At 45.6% G+C, this 16,478-nt stretch carries 10 protein-coding genes and 16 tRNA genes; 21 read left to right on the forward strand and 5 right to left on the reverse strand.

Translation table 11 applies throughout. The features are described from left to right. Window positions 1-81 precede the first annotated feature (81 nt). From OCV12_RS01080 to rsgA, 4 genes are all read right to left on the reverse strand, one after another. Window positions 82-1,962, reverse strand: coding sequence for a methyl-accepting chemotaxis protein (locus OCV12_RS01080; RefSeq protein WP_261885166.1), 1,881 nt, complete (start codon window positions 1,960-1,962; stop codon window positions 82-84). Window positions 1,963-2,259: 297 nt separating this feature from the next. Beyond that, window positions 2,260-3,675 carry an SLC13 family permease gene (locus OCV12_RS01085; protein WP_261885167.1) on the reverse strand — a complete coding sequence of 472 codons (1,416 nt, stop codon included), beginning with the start codon at window positions 3,673-3,675 and terminating at the stop codon, window positions 2,260-2,262. A 297-nt stretch (window positions 3,676-3,972) separates the two neighbouring features. Further along, window positions 3,973-4,884: an archaetidylserine decarboxylase gene (gene asd / locus OCV12_RS01090; protein ID WP_261885168.1), complete on the reverse strand. Its 912-nt coding sequence runs from the start codon at window positions 4,882-4,884 to the stop codon at window positions 3,973-3,975. Window positions 4,885-5,009: 125 nt separating this feature from the next. Next, window positions 5,010-6,065 (reverse strand): small ribosomal subunit biogenesis GTPase RsgA, encoded by a 1,056-nt coding sequence (gene rsgA, locus OCV12_RS01095; RefSeq protein ID WP_239848022.1) that lies wholly within the window; start codon window positions 6,063-6,065, stop codon window positions 5,010-5,012. Between the two features lie 150 nt (window positions 6,066-6,215). Between rsgA and orn the strand changes: the two genes are divergently transcribed. The 17 genes from orn to OCV12_RS01180 all read left to right on the forward strand — a co-directional run bounded on the left by orn (window position 6,216) and on the right by OCV12_RS01180 (window position 8,863). Next, complete coding sequence (orn, locus tag OCV12_RS01100) at window positions 6,216-6,761, forward strand: oligoribonuclease (protein WP_010434065.1); 546 nt, start codon at window positions 6,216-6,218, stop codon at window positions 6,759-6,761. A 180-nt stretch (window positions 6,762-6,941) separates the two neighbouring features. After that, window positions 6,942-7,017: transfer RNA gene (locus OCV12_RS01105), tRNA-Gly, on the forward strand. 53 nt (window positions 7,018-7,070) lie between these two features. Next, a tRNA-Gly gene (locus OCV12_RS01110) sits at window positions 7,071-7,146 on the forward strand. A 49-nt stretch (window positions 7,147-7,195) separates the two neighbouring features. Continuing rightward, window positions 7,196-7,272 (forward strand) — tRNA-Met (locus OCV12_RS01115). A 33-nt stretch (window positions 7,273-7,305) separates the two neighbouring features. Next, window positions 7,306-7,381, forward strand: a tRNA-Gly gene (locus OCV12_RS01120). A gap of 85 nt (window positions 7,382-7,466) precedes the next feature. After that, window positions 7,467-7,543, forward strand: a tRNA-Met gene (locus tag OCV12_RS01125). A 33-nt stretch (window positions 7,544-7,576) separates the two neighbouring features. Next, window positions 7,577-7,652: transfer RNA gene (locus OCV12_RS01130), tRNA-Gly, on the forward strand. Window positions 7,653-7,701: 49 nt separating this feature from the next. Next, a tRNA-Met gene (locus tag OCV12_RS01135) sits at window positions 7,702-7,778 on the forward strand. A gap of 33 nt (window positions 7,779-7,811) precedes the next feature. Continuing rightward, window positions 7,812-7,887: transfer RNA gene (locus OCV12_RS01140), tRNA-Gly, on the forward strand. Window positions 7,888-7,972: 85 nt separating this feature from the next. Beyond that, window positions 7,973-8,049, forward strand: a tRNA-Met gene (locus OCV12_RS01145). A gap of 33 nt (window positions 8,050-8,082) precedes the next feature. Then, window positions 8,083-8,158, forward strand: a tRNA-Gly gene (locus OCV12_RS01150). 49 nt (window positions 8,159-8,207) lie between these two features. Continuing rightward, window positions 8,208-8,284: transfer RNA gene (locus OCV12_RS01155), tRNA-Met, on the forward strand. A 33-nt stretch (window positions 8,285-8,317) separates the two neighbouring features. Then, window positions 8,318-8,393, forward strand: a tRNA-Gly gene (locus OCV12_RS01160). Between the two features lie 49 nt (window positions 8,394-8,442). Further along, a tRNA-Met gene (locus tag OCV12_RS01165) sits at window positions 8,443-8,519 on the forward strand. Window positions 8,520-8,552: 33 nt separating this feature from the next. Next, window positions 8,553-8,628 (forward strand) — tRNA-Gly (locus OCV12_RS01170). Between the two features lie 49 nt (window positions 8,629-8,677). Then, window positions 8,678-8,754 (forward strand) — tRNA-Met (locus OCV12_RS01175). Between the two features lie 33 nt (window positions 8,755-8,787). Continuing rightward, window positions 8,788-8,863: transfer RNA gene (locus OCV12_RS01180), tRNA-Gly, on the forward strand. 633 nt (window positions 8,864-9,496) lie between these two features. Here the strand turns inward: OCV12_RS01180 and queG are convergent. Then, the gene (queG, locus tag OCV12_RS01185; RefSeq protein WP_261885169.1) at window positions 9,497-10,639 is read right to left on the reverse strand and encodes a tRNA epoxyqueuosine(34) reductase QueG; all 1,143 of its coding nucleotides are present in this window, start codon (window positions 10,637-10,639) and stop codon (window positions 9,497-9,499) included. Between the two features lie 211 nt (window positions 10,640-10,850). Between queG and tsaE the strand changes: the two genes are divergently transcribed. From tsaE to miaA, 4 genes are all read left to right on the forward strand, one after another. Further along, complete coding sequence (gene tsaE / locus OCV12_RS01190) at window positions 10,851-11,315, forward strand: tRNA (adenosine(37)-N6)-threonylcarbamoyltransferase complex ATPase subunit type 1 TsaE (protein WP_261885170.1); 465 nt, start codon at window positions 10,851-10,853, stop codon at window positions 11,313-11,315. Continuing rightward, window positions 11,309-13,030, forward strand: a complete 1,722-nt coding sequence (locus tag OCV12_RS01195) for an N-acetylmuramoyl-L-alanine amidase (protein WP_261885171.1) — start codon at window positions 11,309-11,311, stop codon at window positions 13,028-13,030. The genes tsaE and OCV12_RS01195 overlap by 7 nt, the downstream gene beginning before the upstream one ends. Before the next feature lie 102 nt (window positions 13,031-13,132). Next, entirely contained in the window at window positions 13,133-15,283 is a 2,151-nt protein-coding gene (gene mutL, locus OCV12_RS01200; RefSeq protein WP_261885172.1) for a DNA mismatch repair endonuclease MutL, read from the forward strand. 168 nt (window positions 15,284-15,451) lie between these two features. Next, window positions 15,452-16,384 (forward strand): tRNA (adenosine(37)-N6)-dimethylallyltransferase MiaA, encoded by a 933-nt coding sequence (miaA, locus tag OCV12_RS01205; RefSeq protein ID WP_176680793.1) that lies wholly within the window; start codon window positions 15,452-15,454, stop codon window positions 16,382-16,384. The last annotated feature ends 94 nt before the right edge of the window (window positions 16,385-16,478 follow it).

Genomic DNA, 16,478 nt, shown 5'->3' on the forward strand with positions numbered 1-16,478 from the left:
CGAACTGAGAACAAAGTGATTCTTAATAAAAGAACCATGAACGTTTACAGCTCGGCCTAGCTTGATGTGATTAATTACGCGTTACACTTTAAAACGCTCCACATCTCGACGCATCGACTCAGCAGCGCTACTCATTTCATTTGAGCTATTGCGGCTGCTTTCCGCTTGTTGTGCAAGATCATCAGAGGCATCTTTGATCCCTTGTGTATTGCGACTGATGTCTTCGCTTACGGCTCGTTGTTCTTCGGCTGCACTCGCTATCTGCAATGCCATATCGTTGATTTCGGTGATGGCTTGAGTGATCTTAGTCAGGCTGCCGTGCGCTTGCTCTGCGAAGCCAACACTGTTTTCTGCTAATTGAGTGCTGGTGGTCATGCTTTCGACGGCATGTTCGGTATTCTTTTGCAGGGTATCAATCATCACGCGGATCTCTTCCGTTGAACCATGCGTTCTTTGGCTGAGCACTCGCACTTCATCGGCCACAACTGCAAATCCACGACCTTGCTCACCCGCACGCGCCGCTTCAATCGCCGCATTTAATGCCAGCAGGTTGGTTTGCTCGGCAATGCCTTGAATGGTGGACAGGATCTGGTTGATGCTTTGCGCGTTGTTTTCCAACTCTCGGATCACATTGGCAGCGTCTTCCACTTGGCTTGCAAGGCTAGTAATAGCATCGCGGTTTTGTTGGATTACCTCTTGGCCATCGTTACAAGCAGTCGCCGAAGCTTGAGAAGCGGATGCGGTTAATTCTGCATGGCTTGCTACTTCGGCAGCAGTCGCTGACATCTCATGAATCGCGGTGGCAATTTGGTTGATATCGTTTTGTTGATTCTCGACTCGAATGGAGGATTGAGTGGCCAATTGGTTGGCTTTTTCTGCGTGATTATTTAAATCATGGCTGTGCTCGATAACGCCTTTCAGCATGCTTTGCATCTGACTCAAGAATTGGTTTACGAGCTCGGCAAGCTTACCAATCTCATCCATGCGTGTGATATCAATGCGTTGAGTGAGGTCACCTCGACCTTGAGCAAGCTGAGTCAACGCTTCTGATAAGGTTTGCAATGGGTAAAGCAAGCGGTTGATGACCATGGTACTGGCGATTGAAATCACGATGTACAGAATCAGAGAGGTAAGCGCGATGAACTGAATCGCGTCAGATACCGCAGAGAACGCCAACTCTTTATCGATGACAATGCCCAGAGACCAATCTGTGTTTGGCACGTTGGCAATGTAAACCAACTTATCGCCCTGACTTGGCCAAGTTAGTGTGGTGATGCTTTGGTTTTGAATCAGCTGTGACACTCGGTTTGAGGTTAGCTCTGGGTTTAAGCTCGTAAGTGGCTTTTGACTTAACGCTTCATCACTGTACGCAACTATGTTGTTGTTGCCATCGACTAAGAAGGCGAAACCATCGTTATCCAGTTTTACGTTGAGAACCGTATCGATAATGCTGGTGACGGTTAAGTCTGCAGCAAGCACGCCCTGTTTTTGGCCACTGAAGGTTTTAGCAAAGCTGATAACGATGCTGCCATCGAAATCTTGATACGGTTCAGTAATGATAAGGTCTGATGCGGCGTTGGCATCTTTGTACCATGGGCGAGTGCGAGGGTCGTAGTCTGCTGGCCAGCTTTCTGTTTTATCACCATAAGCGATCGTGCCATCGCTAAAACCCGCATAAACCGATAAGAATTGCCCGGCTTGTTTGGTGATCAATAACTCTCGGTCAGAGTTACTACTGCTTGAAATGGTCGGCTCATTGGCCAGCATCATATCACTGCGAGTCGAGAGCCAATCAGCAATGTAATTAGTTGTGCCTACACTGACATTCTTCATTTCTTGGTTGATCGCGACTTCAGTCTCTTGAGTGAGTTGGGTAACCGATATCCAAGCTTGAGTACCACTCACGACGGCGATAATGATCGCAATGGCGATCTGAATTTTAAATTTAATAGTATGTCTCAAGGTCCATTCCTCTTTTATTAGACAAAAACCTAACTACAGTGACGTACTTGATGGTGAATTAATGTGTCTCTGATAAGCGTATAGTGCCGCTGTCTTAGGCAGAATGAATGTGTTTAAAATCATAAATTCTAAATATATTTACTCTGCTTTTTGTAAAACAGTGAAGTAAAATCACAGTTATTAATTGATTTGAAAATCAATTACTTGTTCTGGTTATTGTCCGTGGTGCAGCACGAATAGGCGCTAAATTTACATTTAGCGCCTTAGTCTGGAGTAAGGGTGATCGTTGAACGTCTTTTAAGTGATGATGAACAACGCGAGGTAAACCATCAACAAACCGACAATCCCCAAGATGATACCCATCTTAGCCATGTCTTTGCTTTCGATAAGTCCAGTCGAGTAGGCCAGTGAGTTTGGTGGTGTCGATACTGGAAGAATCATGCCGAGTGATGCTGAGAAGGCAACCACAACCAACAAGCCTTGTAAGCCACCAATCGCAACTAGGCTTTCCATCGATGCACCAATCGCAGCGGCTATTGGCATCAGTAAGTTGGCAGTCGCGGTGTTCGACATGAAGTTTGCCATTAACCAACACACGATAGATAGCGTGAGAACTACAGCAGCAGGTGAGAGCGACTCATAGTCAATCGCGTGTGCTAACGCCGCAGCTAATCCTGTTTTATCCAGGCCGATACCAATCGCAATACCACCTGCAACCAACCACAACACATCCCAGTTAATCAGCTTGAGTTCTTCTTTGCCCATGATGCCAGTCAGAGTGAACACAGCCAGTGGAATGATAGAGACCACGTAGGTGTTCATGCCGTGCAGCTTGGTGGTCATCCACAACAAGATGGTCGCCGCGAAGGTGATGTAAACCACGATCGCACGCCAACTCTTTCTAAATTGCCCATCGAGTTTGAGCACCATGTTCTTCTGCTTGGAAGGAAAGATTTTCTGAAGAAGGAACCAAGCAATGGTGAGTTGAATGATCACAAAGGGTAAGCCCATCATCATCCAGCTCAGAAAGTCGATGGTGTTTTCACCGGTTAGATATTGCAGCGCGATAGCATTGGGTGGAGTACCGATCGGTGTCGCGATACCGCCAGTATTCGCCGCGATTGGAATACACAACACGAGCGCTTTGATACCCATATCGCCTTTTGGTGCAGATGCCACAATCGGACCGAGCAGTGCCAGCATCATAACTGTGGTAGCGGTATTCGACATAAACATCGAGAACACAGCAGTGATCAACATTAAGCCGAGCATGATGAAGCGCGGCTCGGTACCAAATGGTTTCAGCAGCACTCGAGCGAGGTTGTTATCGAGTTCGTACTTAGATGCCGAGATCGCGAGTGCGAAACCACCCATGAACAGAATGATGATTGGCGATGAAAATGCACCGAATATGTCGGTATATTTTATTAACTCACCGAGATCGTGTCCCGCTGGTGGGGTTCGAAATAGGTGCAGGCCTTTGTCGGAAATCATCACCAGTTCAAGTGCAATGATCAGTATCGAGGTAGCGAAAACCGGAACGGGCTCAAGCACCCAAAGTAGAGCTGCAAGCAGGAATATCGCCAATAGGCGATGCTGAATCAACGTCAGGTCATCGATAGGTATTGAATCTATTGGCATGAATAACACGCCTAAGGGAATCGCAAAACAAATCAACAGCTTGACCAGAATGCCAACATTGAGTTTAGGCATGTACAAAGACCCTATGAATAAAATATCTTCAAATAGAGTAAGTTATATGGGTTTTTGGTACTTGGAGACGGGTTGGAAAATCAAAAAGTTGTTTAAGGTTTCGGCAACTGTTTTGTTTTTGGTCAATATTTTTTCTTGGTAATTCAACGTACGGATCGTTGAGAGCAAGGTTGTCGGTAGTTAGATTGATTGAAATCTTGAGGGGAAAGTGTCTCGAACTAGATAAGAAAAAGGCGCGTTCTTTTCTAAACATAGAAAAATAACGCGCCTTTAAAACCGAATGAGTTAACTCAATCGTTAAGCTTGGTCTGTGTTCTCTGCTGAATCAACAGCTTCAGTCTCAACTTCTTTGCCAGCAATGTGCGCGAAAGGTGTACCTAGAACGGTCTTCTCGCCATTTTGCATCGTGTCGTCAAACTTGATTGCATCTTTCGCAAACAGGTTGATAACCGTTGAACCAAGCTTAAAGCGACCCATCTCTTCGCCTTTCTTCAAGATGATAGCTTTATCACCTTGTGCTGGGTAATCCCATTTGTACACAGAGTTACCGCGTGGTGGAGTGATGGTGCCTGCCCATACTTGCTCGATGCTGCCTACGATAGTTGCACCAACCAGCACTTGTGCCATTGGGCCAAATTCCGTATCGAAGATACACACTACGCGCTCGTTACGTGCGAATAGGTTTGGAACGTTCTCAGCTGTTAATGGGTTAACAGAGAAAAGGTCACCTGGAACGTAGATCATCTGGCGTAGTGTGCCATCGCATGGCATGTGCACGCGGTGGTAATCACTTGGAGACAAGTAAAGCGTTGCGAACTCACCGTCTTTAAACTCATCCGCTAATGCAGCATCACCACCTAATAGCTCGCGAGCTGAGTAATCGTGACCTTTAGCCTGAATAAGTTGGCCGTCAGTAATTGGACCAAATTGGCTTACGCGAGCATCGGCAGGGTGAACGATAACAGACTCGCCTTCAGCGATAGGGCGCATGCCTTCTTTCAATTCACGTACGAAGAATTCATTGAATGTTTTAAAGTGCTTTGGATCGCTATGCAGCGCTTCATCCATGTTCACTTTGTATTGCTTTATGAACCAGTTGATGATCGCTGTCGTTAAGCCGCCCGCTTTAGCAGACGCAAGTTTGCCGACTAGACGAGTCAGTCCATGTTGTGGAATCCAGTACTGCAATCCAACTTTAATCTTATCCATTGTATTAATTTTCCAATGCTATTTGTTGTTCAATTAAATCTGTCGATGACGCTTTAGGGCGCGAGATGTTACTTAAGTTCGCGCCAATTGTCAGTAAATGCACACATTTGTTCACAAAAACGCGATTAGAGATCGGCTTTTTTGTTGCGTGAATACTGACGGTTATCTTTGTTGTTTGCCATGCTTTCAATGATGCGATGGTAGTTGTCGAAACGCAGTCGACTGATCTTTCCATCTTCAACAGCCTCGCGCAGGATACAACCCGGGTCATCATTGTGCTTACAGTCGCGGAACTTACAGCCGCCAAGGTAAGGCTTGAATTCGATGAAGGCTTCAGTGATTTCGTCAGCTTCAAGGTGCCATAGGCCGAACTCACGAACCCCTGGAGAATCGATAAGGTCGCCACCAGAAGGGAAATGGTATAAACGAGCTGCCGTAGTTGTATGTTGGCCAAGACCTGAGTTTTCAGAGACTTCACCCTCTTCAATGTCTAGCGTTGGCATTAACGCATTCACTAGGCTTGATTTACCCACACCAGACTGACCAACGAAGATGTTGATGCGATCTTTGAGCTCAGCTTCCAGCTCTTTGATGCCGTAGCCAGATTCTTTACTCACGAACATCACTTTGTAGCCGATCTTCTCGTACTCTTTAAGCGTCTCACGGTATTCCGCAATCTGTTCTTCGGTCAGCAAGTCTACCTTGTTCAGAACAACAAGAGGCGCGATGTTGACCGTTTCAGAAGCGATCAAGTAGCGGTCGATAATATTAAGTGATAGCTCTGGTAGCACAGCTGACACGATAACCATTTGGTCAACGTTAGCCGCAACCGGTTTTAGGCCGTCGTAGTAATCAGGGCGAGTCAGCATTGAAGTTCTTGGTTCAACGGCTTCTACAACGCCAGAAATACCAGCCATGGATTCTAAGCCTGCACGCCAAGTCACTCGGTCACCAGAAACCAAAGTCTCGATACTACGGCGTAAGTTACAACGATGAACTTCGTTTGTTTCAAGATCTTCGATATCAGCATGTTGGCCAAAGCGCGTAATCACGAGTCCGCTTTTGGTTCCGCCCAGCATGTTCTCATCCCATTGGATAGAATCTTCTTTCTTGAGTCGCTTGTTCTGGTTGCTACGTACTCGACGTACCTGACCTTTGGTTAACTTCTTTTTTTTAGCCACAATTTTTCACTTAACACATCTAACTTGATGATTGGGAACTCAAACTGGGTGTTGCTGGTGCCACGTGATTTCGATGGCCCTAAAGCTAGTTTGAGTATAGTTATTTGGGTATAGTACCTCTTTTACACTTAAACAAATAGGCGACGCCTTATGTCCTTTAGCGATCAGAACCTAATTTGGGTTGATCTAGAGATGACAGGACTTGATCCTGAAACTCATAAAATCATTGAAATTGCGACTATCGTTACCGATAGTGAGCTTAACATCCTTGCTGAAGGACCTGTTTTGGCTATTCACCAACCTCAGAGTGAATTAGACAAGATGGACGAGTGGTGCACAACGACTCACACCGGCAGTGGCCTAGTGAAGCGAATCCAAGAAAGCACGGTTTCAGAGCAAGATGCCATCCAACAAACGATTGAGTTTCTTGAGAAGTGGGTACCAAAAGGTAAGTCTCCAATCTGTGGCAATAGCATCGGTCAAGATCGCCGCTTCCTATACAAGCACATGCCAGAATTGGAAGAGTACTTCCACTACCGTTATGTCGATGTAAGCACGCTGAAAGAGCTGACTCGTCGTTGGAAGCCTGAAGTGTTAGACGGTTTTTCAAAGTCTGGAAGTCACCTAGCACTTGATGATATTCGAGAGTCGATCGCAGAGCTGCAGTACTACCGAAAAACGATTATTAACATCTAGTCGGATAAAATGATCACGTTTATCTAACTTTTCAGGGACATAAGAGCTAATTTTTTTGCAAATCTGTGTGCTTTTACAGCAGTTGAGTAAAAAGTTTCGTAATTTTGCATTAAGGACTTGCATCACAAAAAAATGCTCTTATAATTCGCAGCCCTGAACGGCGAAAGACGTTTTCAGATTGCGATACTAGCTCAGTTGGTAGAGCGCAACCTTGCCAAGGTTGAGGTCATCGGTTCGAACCCGATGTATCGCTCCAATTTGTAGGTTATGGCGAAAGCGGTAATCGAAAGGTGAAAGACCTTTTATAATGCGATACTAGCTCAGTTGGTAGAGCGCAACCTTGCCAAGGTTGAGGTCATCGGTTCGAACCCGATGTATCGCTCCAAATTAGTCTCCTAGAGACAAGACTCATTGACTTAAACAATGCATCCGGACGCGGGATGGAGCAGCTTGGTAGCTCGTCGGGCTCATAACCCGAAGGTCGTCGGTTCAAATCCGGCTCCCGCAACCACATTACAGTTAAACGCGACAGCGGTTAACTTATGCGATACTAGCTCAGTTGGTAGAGCGCAACCTTGCCAAGGTTGAGGTCATCGGTTCGAACCCGATGTATCGCTCCAAATTCAATTCTTAGAAGTCATCTCCTAGAGAAAGTACTCAGAATGAAAATGGTTTAGTCTCATTGTCTTAAACAATGCATCCGGACGCGGGATGGAGCAGCTTGGTAGCTCGTCGGGCTCATAACCCGAAGGTCGTCGGTTCAAATCCGGCTCCCGCAACCACATTACAGTTAAACGCGATAGCGGTTAACTTATGCGATACTAGCTCAGTTGGTAGAGCGCAACCTTGCCAAGGTTGAGGTCATCGGTTCGAACCCGATGTATCGCTCCAAATTCGTCTCCTAGAGACAAGATTCATTGACTTAAACAATGCATCCGGACGCGGGATGGAGCAGCTTGGTAGCTCGTCGGGCTCATAACCCGAAGGTCGTCGGTTCAAATCCGGCTCCCGCAACCACATTACAGTTAAACGCGACAGCGGTTAACTTATGCGATACTAGCTCAGTTGGTAGAGCGCAACCTTGCCAAGGTTGAGGTCATCGGTTCGAACCCGATGTATCGCTCCAAATTCAATTCTTAGAAGTCATCTCCTAGAGAAAGTACTCAGAATGAAAATGGTTTAGTCTCATTGTCTTAAACAATGCATCCGGACGCGGGATGGAGCAGCTTGGTAGCTCGTCGGGCTCATAACCCGAAGGTCGTCGGTTCAAATCCGGCTCCCGCAACCACATTACAGTTAAACGCGATAGCGGTTAACTTATGCGATACTAGCTCAGTTGGTAGAGCGCAACCTTGCCAAGGTTGAGGTCATCGGTTCGAACCCGATGTATCGCTCCAAATTCGTCTCCTAGAGACAAGATTCATTGACTTAAACAATGCATCCGGACGCGGGATGGAGCAGCTTGGTAGCTCGTCGGGCTCATAACCCGAAGGTCGTCGGTTCAAATCCGGCTCCCGCAACCACATTACAGTTAAGCGCGACAGCGATTAACTTATGCGATACTAGCTCAGTTGGTAGAGCGCAACCTTGCCAAGGTTGAGGTCATCGGTTCGAACCCGATGTATCGCTCCAAATTCGTCTCCTAGAGACAAGATTCATTGACTTAAACAATGCATCCGGACGCGGGATGGAGCAGCTTGGTAGCTCGTCGGGCTCATAACCCGAAGGTCGTCGGTTCAAATCCGGCTCCCGCAACCACATTACAGTTAAGCGCGATAGCGATTAACTCATGCGATACTAGCTCAGTTGGTAGAGCGCAACCTTGCCAAGGTTGAGGTCATCGGTTCGAACCCGATGTATCGCTCCAAATTAGTCTCCTAGAGACAAGACTCATTGACTTAAACAATGCATCCGGACGCGGGATGGAGCAGCTTGGTAGCTCGTCGGGCTCATAACCCGAAGGTCGTCGGTTCAAATCCGGCTCCCGCAACCACATTACAGTTAAACGCGACAGCGGTTAACTTATGCGATACTAGCTCAGTTGGTAGAGCGCAACCTTGCCAAGGTTGAGGTCATCGGTTCGAACCCGATGTATCGCTCCAGCTTTCTTCTAAAAAAGCTAATAAGATACTTTAAACCACCGTGTTTTTCTTTAGATCACAGAGTTTAAAGGGGACCTTAAAGGTCACGCTCTTTCTTTAATGCTGCGAAGCATAATCCCCCAAAAAAGCAAATAATCCTCCATCATGGTGGATATTTTTTTGTCTTAAATTTTTCTTAGCAACTGGAATGCTAGTAAACATCAGGTCTCTGAAGCAGATACTTGAGGTTTTTCACATCTATAAACAGACTTATCCACAAATAGTTCGATGTGGATAACTTGGTTGATAAAGTTATTTCAGGCTTAATTCTTTATATATCTCAAAAAGATCTTTCTTGTTTTCAATATATTAGCTGAATTGTAGTGTCGGTAACTTGCTGTTTTTTATAAGGTTAGCTGTGTATCTTCAATTTGATAAAAGATCGTTAACTTGTTGTTTTTTGATCTTAATCATTTATCAGTACTGTGTTTAACTTTGTGCGGGTGTCGGAAGTTTACGAGAGATCTGAATTTTTTCCACATTGTTAAAATTGAGAACAAGGTCAAACATTGTTCTAAAATTATGTGCAACGGGTTGTCTTAAATATTGGACTGCTGATGTGGTGTAACGAGACAATCCTTGATACTTAAAGGGCTAGGCATCTCTTGGAAGGCCTTTCTCAACAATACGTATCAATCTGTGCTTTCTAGTGGCGATTTTGCTGCTGCCTTCTTGCACGCTATTTGAGTTCGGTAACTGCTGTAGTTGTTTTTGCAAAGCCCACTCAATGTGCACATCCAATAAGTCACTTTCCCCTCGATGAGACTCAAGCGTTTCAACAATACGTTGTTGAAACGGTGCATTGCCCATCGCGACGAAAATATTGCGTAACCATTGAGTATGGCCAATGCGTCTTATTGCTGAACCTTCCATTTTCTTCAGAAAGGTTGCTTCGTCCCAACTTGCAAGGGAGACGAGATCAGCCTCTTGGAAATCTTCTCTGCGATGAAAGTCAGTTTGCTCTGTAATATCAGCTTCACGGTTCCACGGGCAAACTAATTGGCAATCATCGCAACCGTAGATACGGTTTCCTATTGCGTCTCTAAATTCTTCAGGGATCACGCCATCATATTCGATGGTTAAGTACGAGATACATTTGCGCGCATCTACAATGCCATCTGCAATAATGGCCCCAGTAGGACAAGAAGTGATACATGCGGTGCATTTACCACACTGGTCAATACTAGGCAGATCGACCGGAAGAGGGATATTAACCAGTAGCTCTCCTAAGAAGAACCAAGACCCAGCGTCTTTATCGAGAATAAGCGAGTGTTTACCTGTCCAACCAAGTCCTGCTTTTTGAGCAAGTGGTCTTTCCAAGATAGGCGCTGAATCCACGAAAGGGCGTGAATCTAAACCTTCGACCTCTTTCTCTATTCTTTGTCCCAGCTTTTTCAACTGGTTACGGAACAATTTGTGATAATCGCGGCCTAAAGAGTAACGGCTGATATAGCCTTGAGTGGTATCGCTTAGGTTAGAGGCAAATTGAGCTTCTGGTGGTAGATAGTTCATTCGGGCGCTGATCACTCGAATGGTGCCAGGGTGAAGCTCATCAGGACGTGCTCGCATCATTCCATGTCGAGCCATCCAATCCATTTCGCCGTGATTACCCGCATCTAGCCATGCTTGAAGAGGAGCTTCGTGTTCACTTAAATCAACATCGCAGATGCCAACTTTTTGAAAGCCTAATTCTTTTCCCCAAATTTTAATTTTTTCAGCAAGATGGTCTAGGTTCATGGCTTGATTCTTATCGATTAAAATTAGGTTCGGCAAAAATGGGGGCGGATCTTAACGGATCTTAGTGGTATTGACCAGAACAGACGTGTTTTGATCAGTATTTTTCATAGAACTTACACTTGAGTGCTTGTCTCCCAAAAGCATCACGGTTTACTATTCTTGTTCTTTTGATTTTTATATAGTCAACGATCGATTTTTAGAGAACGTATTCATGAGCACTAAACAATTTACTTTGAAAGATGAACAAGCAACGATTCAACTAGGAACGGAGCTTTCTAATCTTTGCTCACAGCAGACGACTATTTATCTGCATGGTGATCTTGGCGCAGGTAAAACGACATTCAGTCGTGGCTTTGTAAAAGCACTTGGCCATCAAGGAAATGTAAAGAGCCCAACGTATACTCTAGTTGAACCTTATCAACTTGCAGATTGGCAGGTGTATCACTTCGATCTATATCGCCTAGCCGATCCTGAAGAACTCGAGTTTATGGGGATTCGTGATTACTTTACTCCGGACGCGATCTGTTTGGTTGAATGGCCTGAAAAAGGCTATGGCATGCTACCAGAAGCGGACATGGATATTGATATTCGTTACCAAGACGATCACCGTATTGTTTATTTAACCGCTAATAGTGAATACGGACAGCGCTTACTTAGTCAGTTGGAGTTATGTTGATTTCTAAACGCCTTTTTTCAACAGTAGCCATGATGGCTGCTGTTTTCTCTTTATTGTTTTCATCACTTGTTTCTGCGAATTCACTGAAAGGTTTGAGGGTTTGGCCTTCACCTGAAGAAACTCGTGTGGTTATCGATCTCAAATCAGAAGTCGACTTTAGCTATTTCACCCTGAGTAGCCCAAGTCGTTTAGTCGTCGATCTAAAAAATACGGAGTTAGCAACCAAGCTACCTGTCGTGGTGAAAGATAGCCCTGTGTTATCGAAAGTTCGTAAGAGCTCTCCACCGCAGAAAGGGACGTATCGCTTAGTTTTTGAGTTAAAGAAGTCGTCTAAAGCGGAGTTGTTTAAACTGAGCCCGACTCCGGGTGGTCAGTATGGGCACCGTTTGGTGATCGATTTACCTCATGGTGCGGCAAGCAAAGGGACAACAACGTCGACGCCGAGTAAGCCAACAGTAAGCAAGGACATCAATCAGGTTAAGCGCCAGAAAGACATTCTCATTGTAATTGATCCTGGCCACGGTGGTGAAGACCCTGGCTCAATCGGTCCATCTCGTAAGTATGAAAAAGATGCGACTCTCAGCATTTCTAAAAAGCTTGCGGCACACCTCAATGCAGTGCCGGGAATAAAGACACGCTTAACGCGCAATGCCGATTACTTTGTCAACCTGAACCGACGTGTTGCGATTGCTCGTGAGAATGAAGCACACCTAATGATCTCTATTCACGCCGATGCCTTTACGACGCCTCAACCAAGAGGTGGTTCAGTGTTTGTATTGAACACTCGACGTGCAAATACAGAGATCTCTCGCTGGATTGAGAACAAAGAGAAGCAGTCTGAACTACTTGGTGGTAGCGGTGCGGCTTTCACAGGCAATATTGATGATAAGAACGTGAACCAAACTTTATTGGATTTACAGTTCAGCCACTCGCAAAAAGAAGGTTATAAGCTGGCAACGGCAATTCTTTCTGAAATGGGTAAGGTTGCTAAGCTTCACAACAGCAAGCCGATTAACACCAGTTTGGCAGTATTACGTTCACCACAGATACCATCTGTGTTAGTTGAAACAGGCTTTATTTCGAACCCGACGGAAGAGAAACTGCTTTTCCAACGTTCGCACCAAGACAAACTAGCGCGTGCTGTAACCAAAGCCGTGGTTAAGTATTTGAAAGCTAACCCACCTGAAGGGATTATCTTGTCGAATGCAACGTCATCAACGGGTAGTGTGAGTCAGCATAAAGTGTCTCGTGGCGAATCTTTATCGGTGATTGCGAGCAAATATGGCACATCAACACAGGCCTTGATGAAACTGAACAATCTGAAATCAAGCAGCCTAGCGATCGGTCAAGTACTTAAGATTCCAGGCGGCGCTTCAAGCTCATCATCAAGCAGTGCTGTTAAAACTAAGACCATCACTCACACAGTTAAGTCTGGAGAGTACCTAGGCAAGATAGCCAGCCGCTACAAAGTATCGGTAGCAGATATTAAACGTGAGAACCGCTTGAAATCAGAGACGGTGAGAGTGGGCCAAAAGTTACGTATTACGGTTGAAGTGAAGGATGTCCCTCTGCGCAAACATAAAGTCGCAAGAGGCGATTACCTTGGCAAGATTGCGTCAAAATATGGCGTGAGCGTTAACAGTATTCGCCAAGCGAACAAGCTACGCTCTGATGAACTGGCGATAGGCCAAGTTCTGATTATTCCGCATAAATAATTTGGCAACAACTCAATGAAGTCAAGCTTGAGAATACTAACTTAGAAGTGCGAACATAAGCGGAAAAGCGTTTTCATCAATGGCAGTAAGGTAGCAATTAATATGACGATCAAAATACTGCCAGCTCGCTTAGCGAACCAAATCGCAGCGGGTGAAGTGGTAGAAAGGCCAGCCTCTGTTGTAAAAGAGCTGGTTGAGAACAGTTTGGATTCTGGGGCGACACGTATCGATATTGATATCGAGAAAGGCGGCGCCAAGATGATCCGCGTTCGTGACAACGGTAAGGGCATCGTTAAAGATGAGCTTGCGTTGGCACTGAGTCGTCATGCTACCTCCAAAATCCACACTCTTGATGACCTAGAGGCGATCGTCAGCCTAGGCTTCCGTGGTGAAGCGTTAGCGAGTATCAGCTCTGTTGCACGCTTAACCATGACTTCACGCCCTGCGACTCAAGATCAAGCTTGGGCTGCACACAGTGAAGGCCGAGATATGCAGGTGAAACTGCAGCCTGCAGCGCATCCAATTGGTACCTCTGTTGAGGTGTTGGACTTGTTCTTCAACACTCCTGCTCGTCGCAAGTTCTTACGCACTGAGAAAACCGAATTTACCCATATTGATGAGCTGTTGAAACGCATCGCATTGAGTCGTTTTGATGTGACGATCAATCTTCGTCATAACGGTAAAATGATTCGTCAGTATCGTGCGGCAAAAACCGATGTTCAGGCTGAGAAGCGCATTGCTGCAGTGTGTGGTAATGCGTTTGTTCGTCACATGCTCAAGATTGAACTTGAACATCAAGGGTTAAAACTTCATGGTTGGATCACCACACCTGAAGGGGCAAGGCAGCAAAGCGATCTGCAATACTGTTATGTGAACGGTCGTATGATGCGTGACAAACTGATCAATCACGCGATTCGTCAAAGTTACGAAACCAGTCTGCGTCCTGACCAATTCGCAACGTATGTGTTGTTCATTGAGTTGGACCCACATCAAGTCGATGTAAATGTTCACCCTGCTAAACATGAAGTGCGTTTCCATCAAGCGCGCCTTGTGCATGACTTTATTTACCAAGCATTGAGTGATGGCTTAGCACAGAGCAAGCAGATCGATGCTGCACCTATCAATCAGTCTGCTTTCCACCAATCGGAAGCGTCGAATTATCAACAAGATGGTTCGATGTCTGACTTAGGAGAGAGTGCGGGCTTCTCTGAGCCAGTAAATAGAACACCGACTAACTCGGATGATTTACAGGTCTCTGATAGGGTGCGACACGCCATTGAGCAAACGCCAGCCTACCCGAGAAAAGCCGAATCTGAGCAGGCTCATGATAAGCCTCAACACCGCGTTAATGATGGCGGGCGACACTATGCTTCATCAGCTAGCCCAAGTTCATCAACTGGCCGAAGCTCGTCTGCTAGTGAAAACAGTTTTACAGGATCGCCTCGCCAAGAGTGGATAGAGTCTCGACCTGCACCGAAGAAAGAAAAAGAACCACACCAACATCATGCTGAGCCAGCGCCCTCAAAGCGCGAAGTTAAAGCCTATAAAGAGCTTTTAAAAACGCCAGATTTTGGTGAGCACACTGTAGCTCTCACCCTTCCTCAAGAACAAATGGCGCCAACAGAAGCAGAGGTGGTTCAACAGAAACCAGTTAGCTCGAAGCCAAGAACACCAGTGACGGACCTAGGGAAAGCGGTCTCGATTGTTGAGCGTCAATATCTCGTGATGGGCAACAAGAATGGCTGTGTTTTAGTTTCCTTGGCCAAGGCTGAATTACTGCGTGTTGTTGGTCAGCTTGATACTCGGGGTGGCGCGTTAAAAAGCCAACCGTTATTGGTTCCGTTATCTATCAAGCTTGGTAGCGAGTTGGTTGAGGTGGCGAAGGCGCTGAGCCCAACATTGGCATTGCTGGGTATTGAGCTTAGAGCTCGAAACAGTGAAGCTGTGATGGTGATGGGTGTGCCGTCTCCTTTGAGGCAGCAAAACTTACAAATTCTGATCCCAGATCTGTTATCGTACGCGGCTTCAATAAATGCCCAAAGTGCAGTGAAGCAGCCTAACGACCTGTTGCCATCCTTGGTTAACTGGATCGGGATTCAAACCGCACAAGTAAAAAGCGACTACACTTTATCTGAAGCGGTTCAATTAGTTGGGGAACTTGAACAACTTTGGCATGGTCTACTTCCATTAGATGATCCAGAGTTTGTTAATCCTATCGACTTTTCAGCGACTATTACGGCATTTATGGCTTAGTTTGTAGGTGAATTTTCACCGCTGAGTTTTAGATAAATTAAGCTTATTTATGGCTTAGGCTGTTTATGATTTAACTTTTGGCGATGACATCCCTTTTTAGCGGAATGTATCGCGATATAAAGCCCTTTGCTAAAAAGCGCTATAACAGAGAAACAAATACTAAATATCATGACTGAAAAATTACCTTTAGCGTTGTTTTTAATGGGCCCAACGGCATCAGGAAAAACAGATTTAGCTATCCGCTTACGTCAGAAATACCCAGTAGAGATCATCAGTGTCGACTCGGCATTGATCTACAAAGACATGGATATCGGCACCGCTAAACCGGATGCGGAAGAGCTTGCGCTCGCGCCTCATCGCTTGATTGATATCCTGGATCCAAGCGAAGCGTACTCTGCGGCAGATTTTCGTCGTGATGCAATCAATGAAATGAATGCAATTGTAGCGGAAGGCAAAATTCCGCTGCTTGTTGGCGGAACCATGCTTTACTACAAGGCATTGTTGGAAGGTTTATCGCCATTACCCGCAGCGGATCAAGAGATTCGTAAGCAGATTGAAGCGGAATCTATCGAACAAGGTTGGCAGGCTCTGCATGATCAATTAAGAGAGATAGATCCCGTATCCGCTGAAAGAATACACCCAAATGATCCACAAAGGCTTTCAAGGGCATTGGAAGTTTATCGAATTTCGGGTAAAACATTAACTGAGCTAACTCAAACGAAAGGCGATAGCCTGCCATTTCGTGTAAAACAATTTGCTATAGCTCCCAAGGAAAGGACTGAACTCCATCGCCGCATTGAGCTGCGTTTCGAGAAGATGATAGAAGCGGGTTTTGAAGAGGAAATGAAGGCGTTGTACGCCAGAGAAGATCTTCACCCTGAGCTGCCATCGATTCGATGCGTTGGTTATAGGCAGATGTGGGATTATTTAGACGGTAATTGTGATTTAGACGAAGCGGTTTTTCGTGGTGTCTGTGCAACCCGTCAGTTGGCCAAGCGACAGATCACCTGGTTGCGCAGCTGGGATGATTTAACTTGGTTAGATAGCGAAAACATTGAACAAGCGTTAGAAACTCTTTCAGATGCAATAGCATCTGATTAGTATTGCTGTGTATAATGTGATCGCTTTTGCGTGAATATACTCTGGAAAGGATCCGTTATTGAGGCTTTTAAAAAATCACAGCCTTTCAATAACA

This window comes from Vibrio pomeroyi, assembly GCF_024347595.1.
GTDB classification, from domain to species: domain Bacteria; phylum Pseudomonadota; class Gammaproteobacteria; order Enterobacterales; family Vibrionaceae; genus Vibrio; species Vibrio pomeroyi.

Coding starts and splice junctions, on each gene's coding strand:
- queG (WP_261885169.1), bottom strand. CDS start 10,639: ATGAACCTAGACCATCTTGCTGAAAAAATTAAAATTTGGGGAAAAGAA.
- mutL (WP_261885172.1), top strand. CDS start 13,133: ATGACGATCAAAATACTGCCAGCTCGCTTAGCGAACCAAATCGCAGCG.
- asd (WP_261885168.1), bottom strand. CDS start 4,884: ATGGATAAGATTAAAGTTGGATTGCAGTACTGGATTCCACAACATGGA.
- orn (WP_010434065.1), top strand. CDS start 6,216: ATGTCCTTTAGCGATCAGAACCTAATTTGGGTTGATCTAGAGATGACA.
- tsaE (WP_261885170.1), top strand. CDS start 10,851: ATGAGCACTAAACAATTTACTTTGAAAGATGAACAAGCAACGATTCAA.
- OCV12_RS01195 (WP_261885171.1), top strand. CDS start 11,309: ATGTTGATTTCTAAACGCCTTTTTTCAACAGTAGCCATGATGGCTGCT.
- OCV12_RS01085 (WP_261885167.1), bottom strand. CDS start 3,675: ATGCCTAAACTCAATGTTGGCATTCTGGTCAAGCTGTTGATTTGTTTT.
- miaA (WP_176680793.1), top strand. CDS start 15,452: ATGACTGAAAAATTACCTTTAGCGTTGTTTTTAATGGGCCCAACGGCA.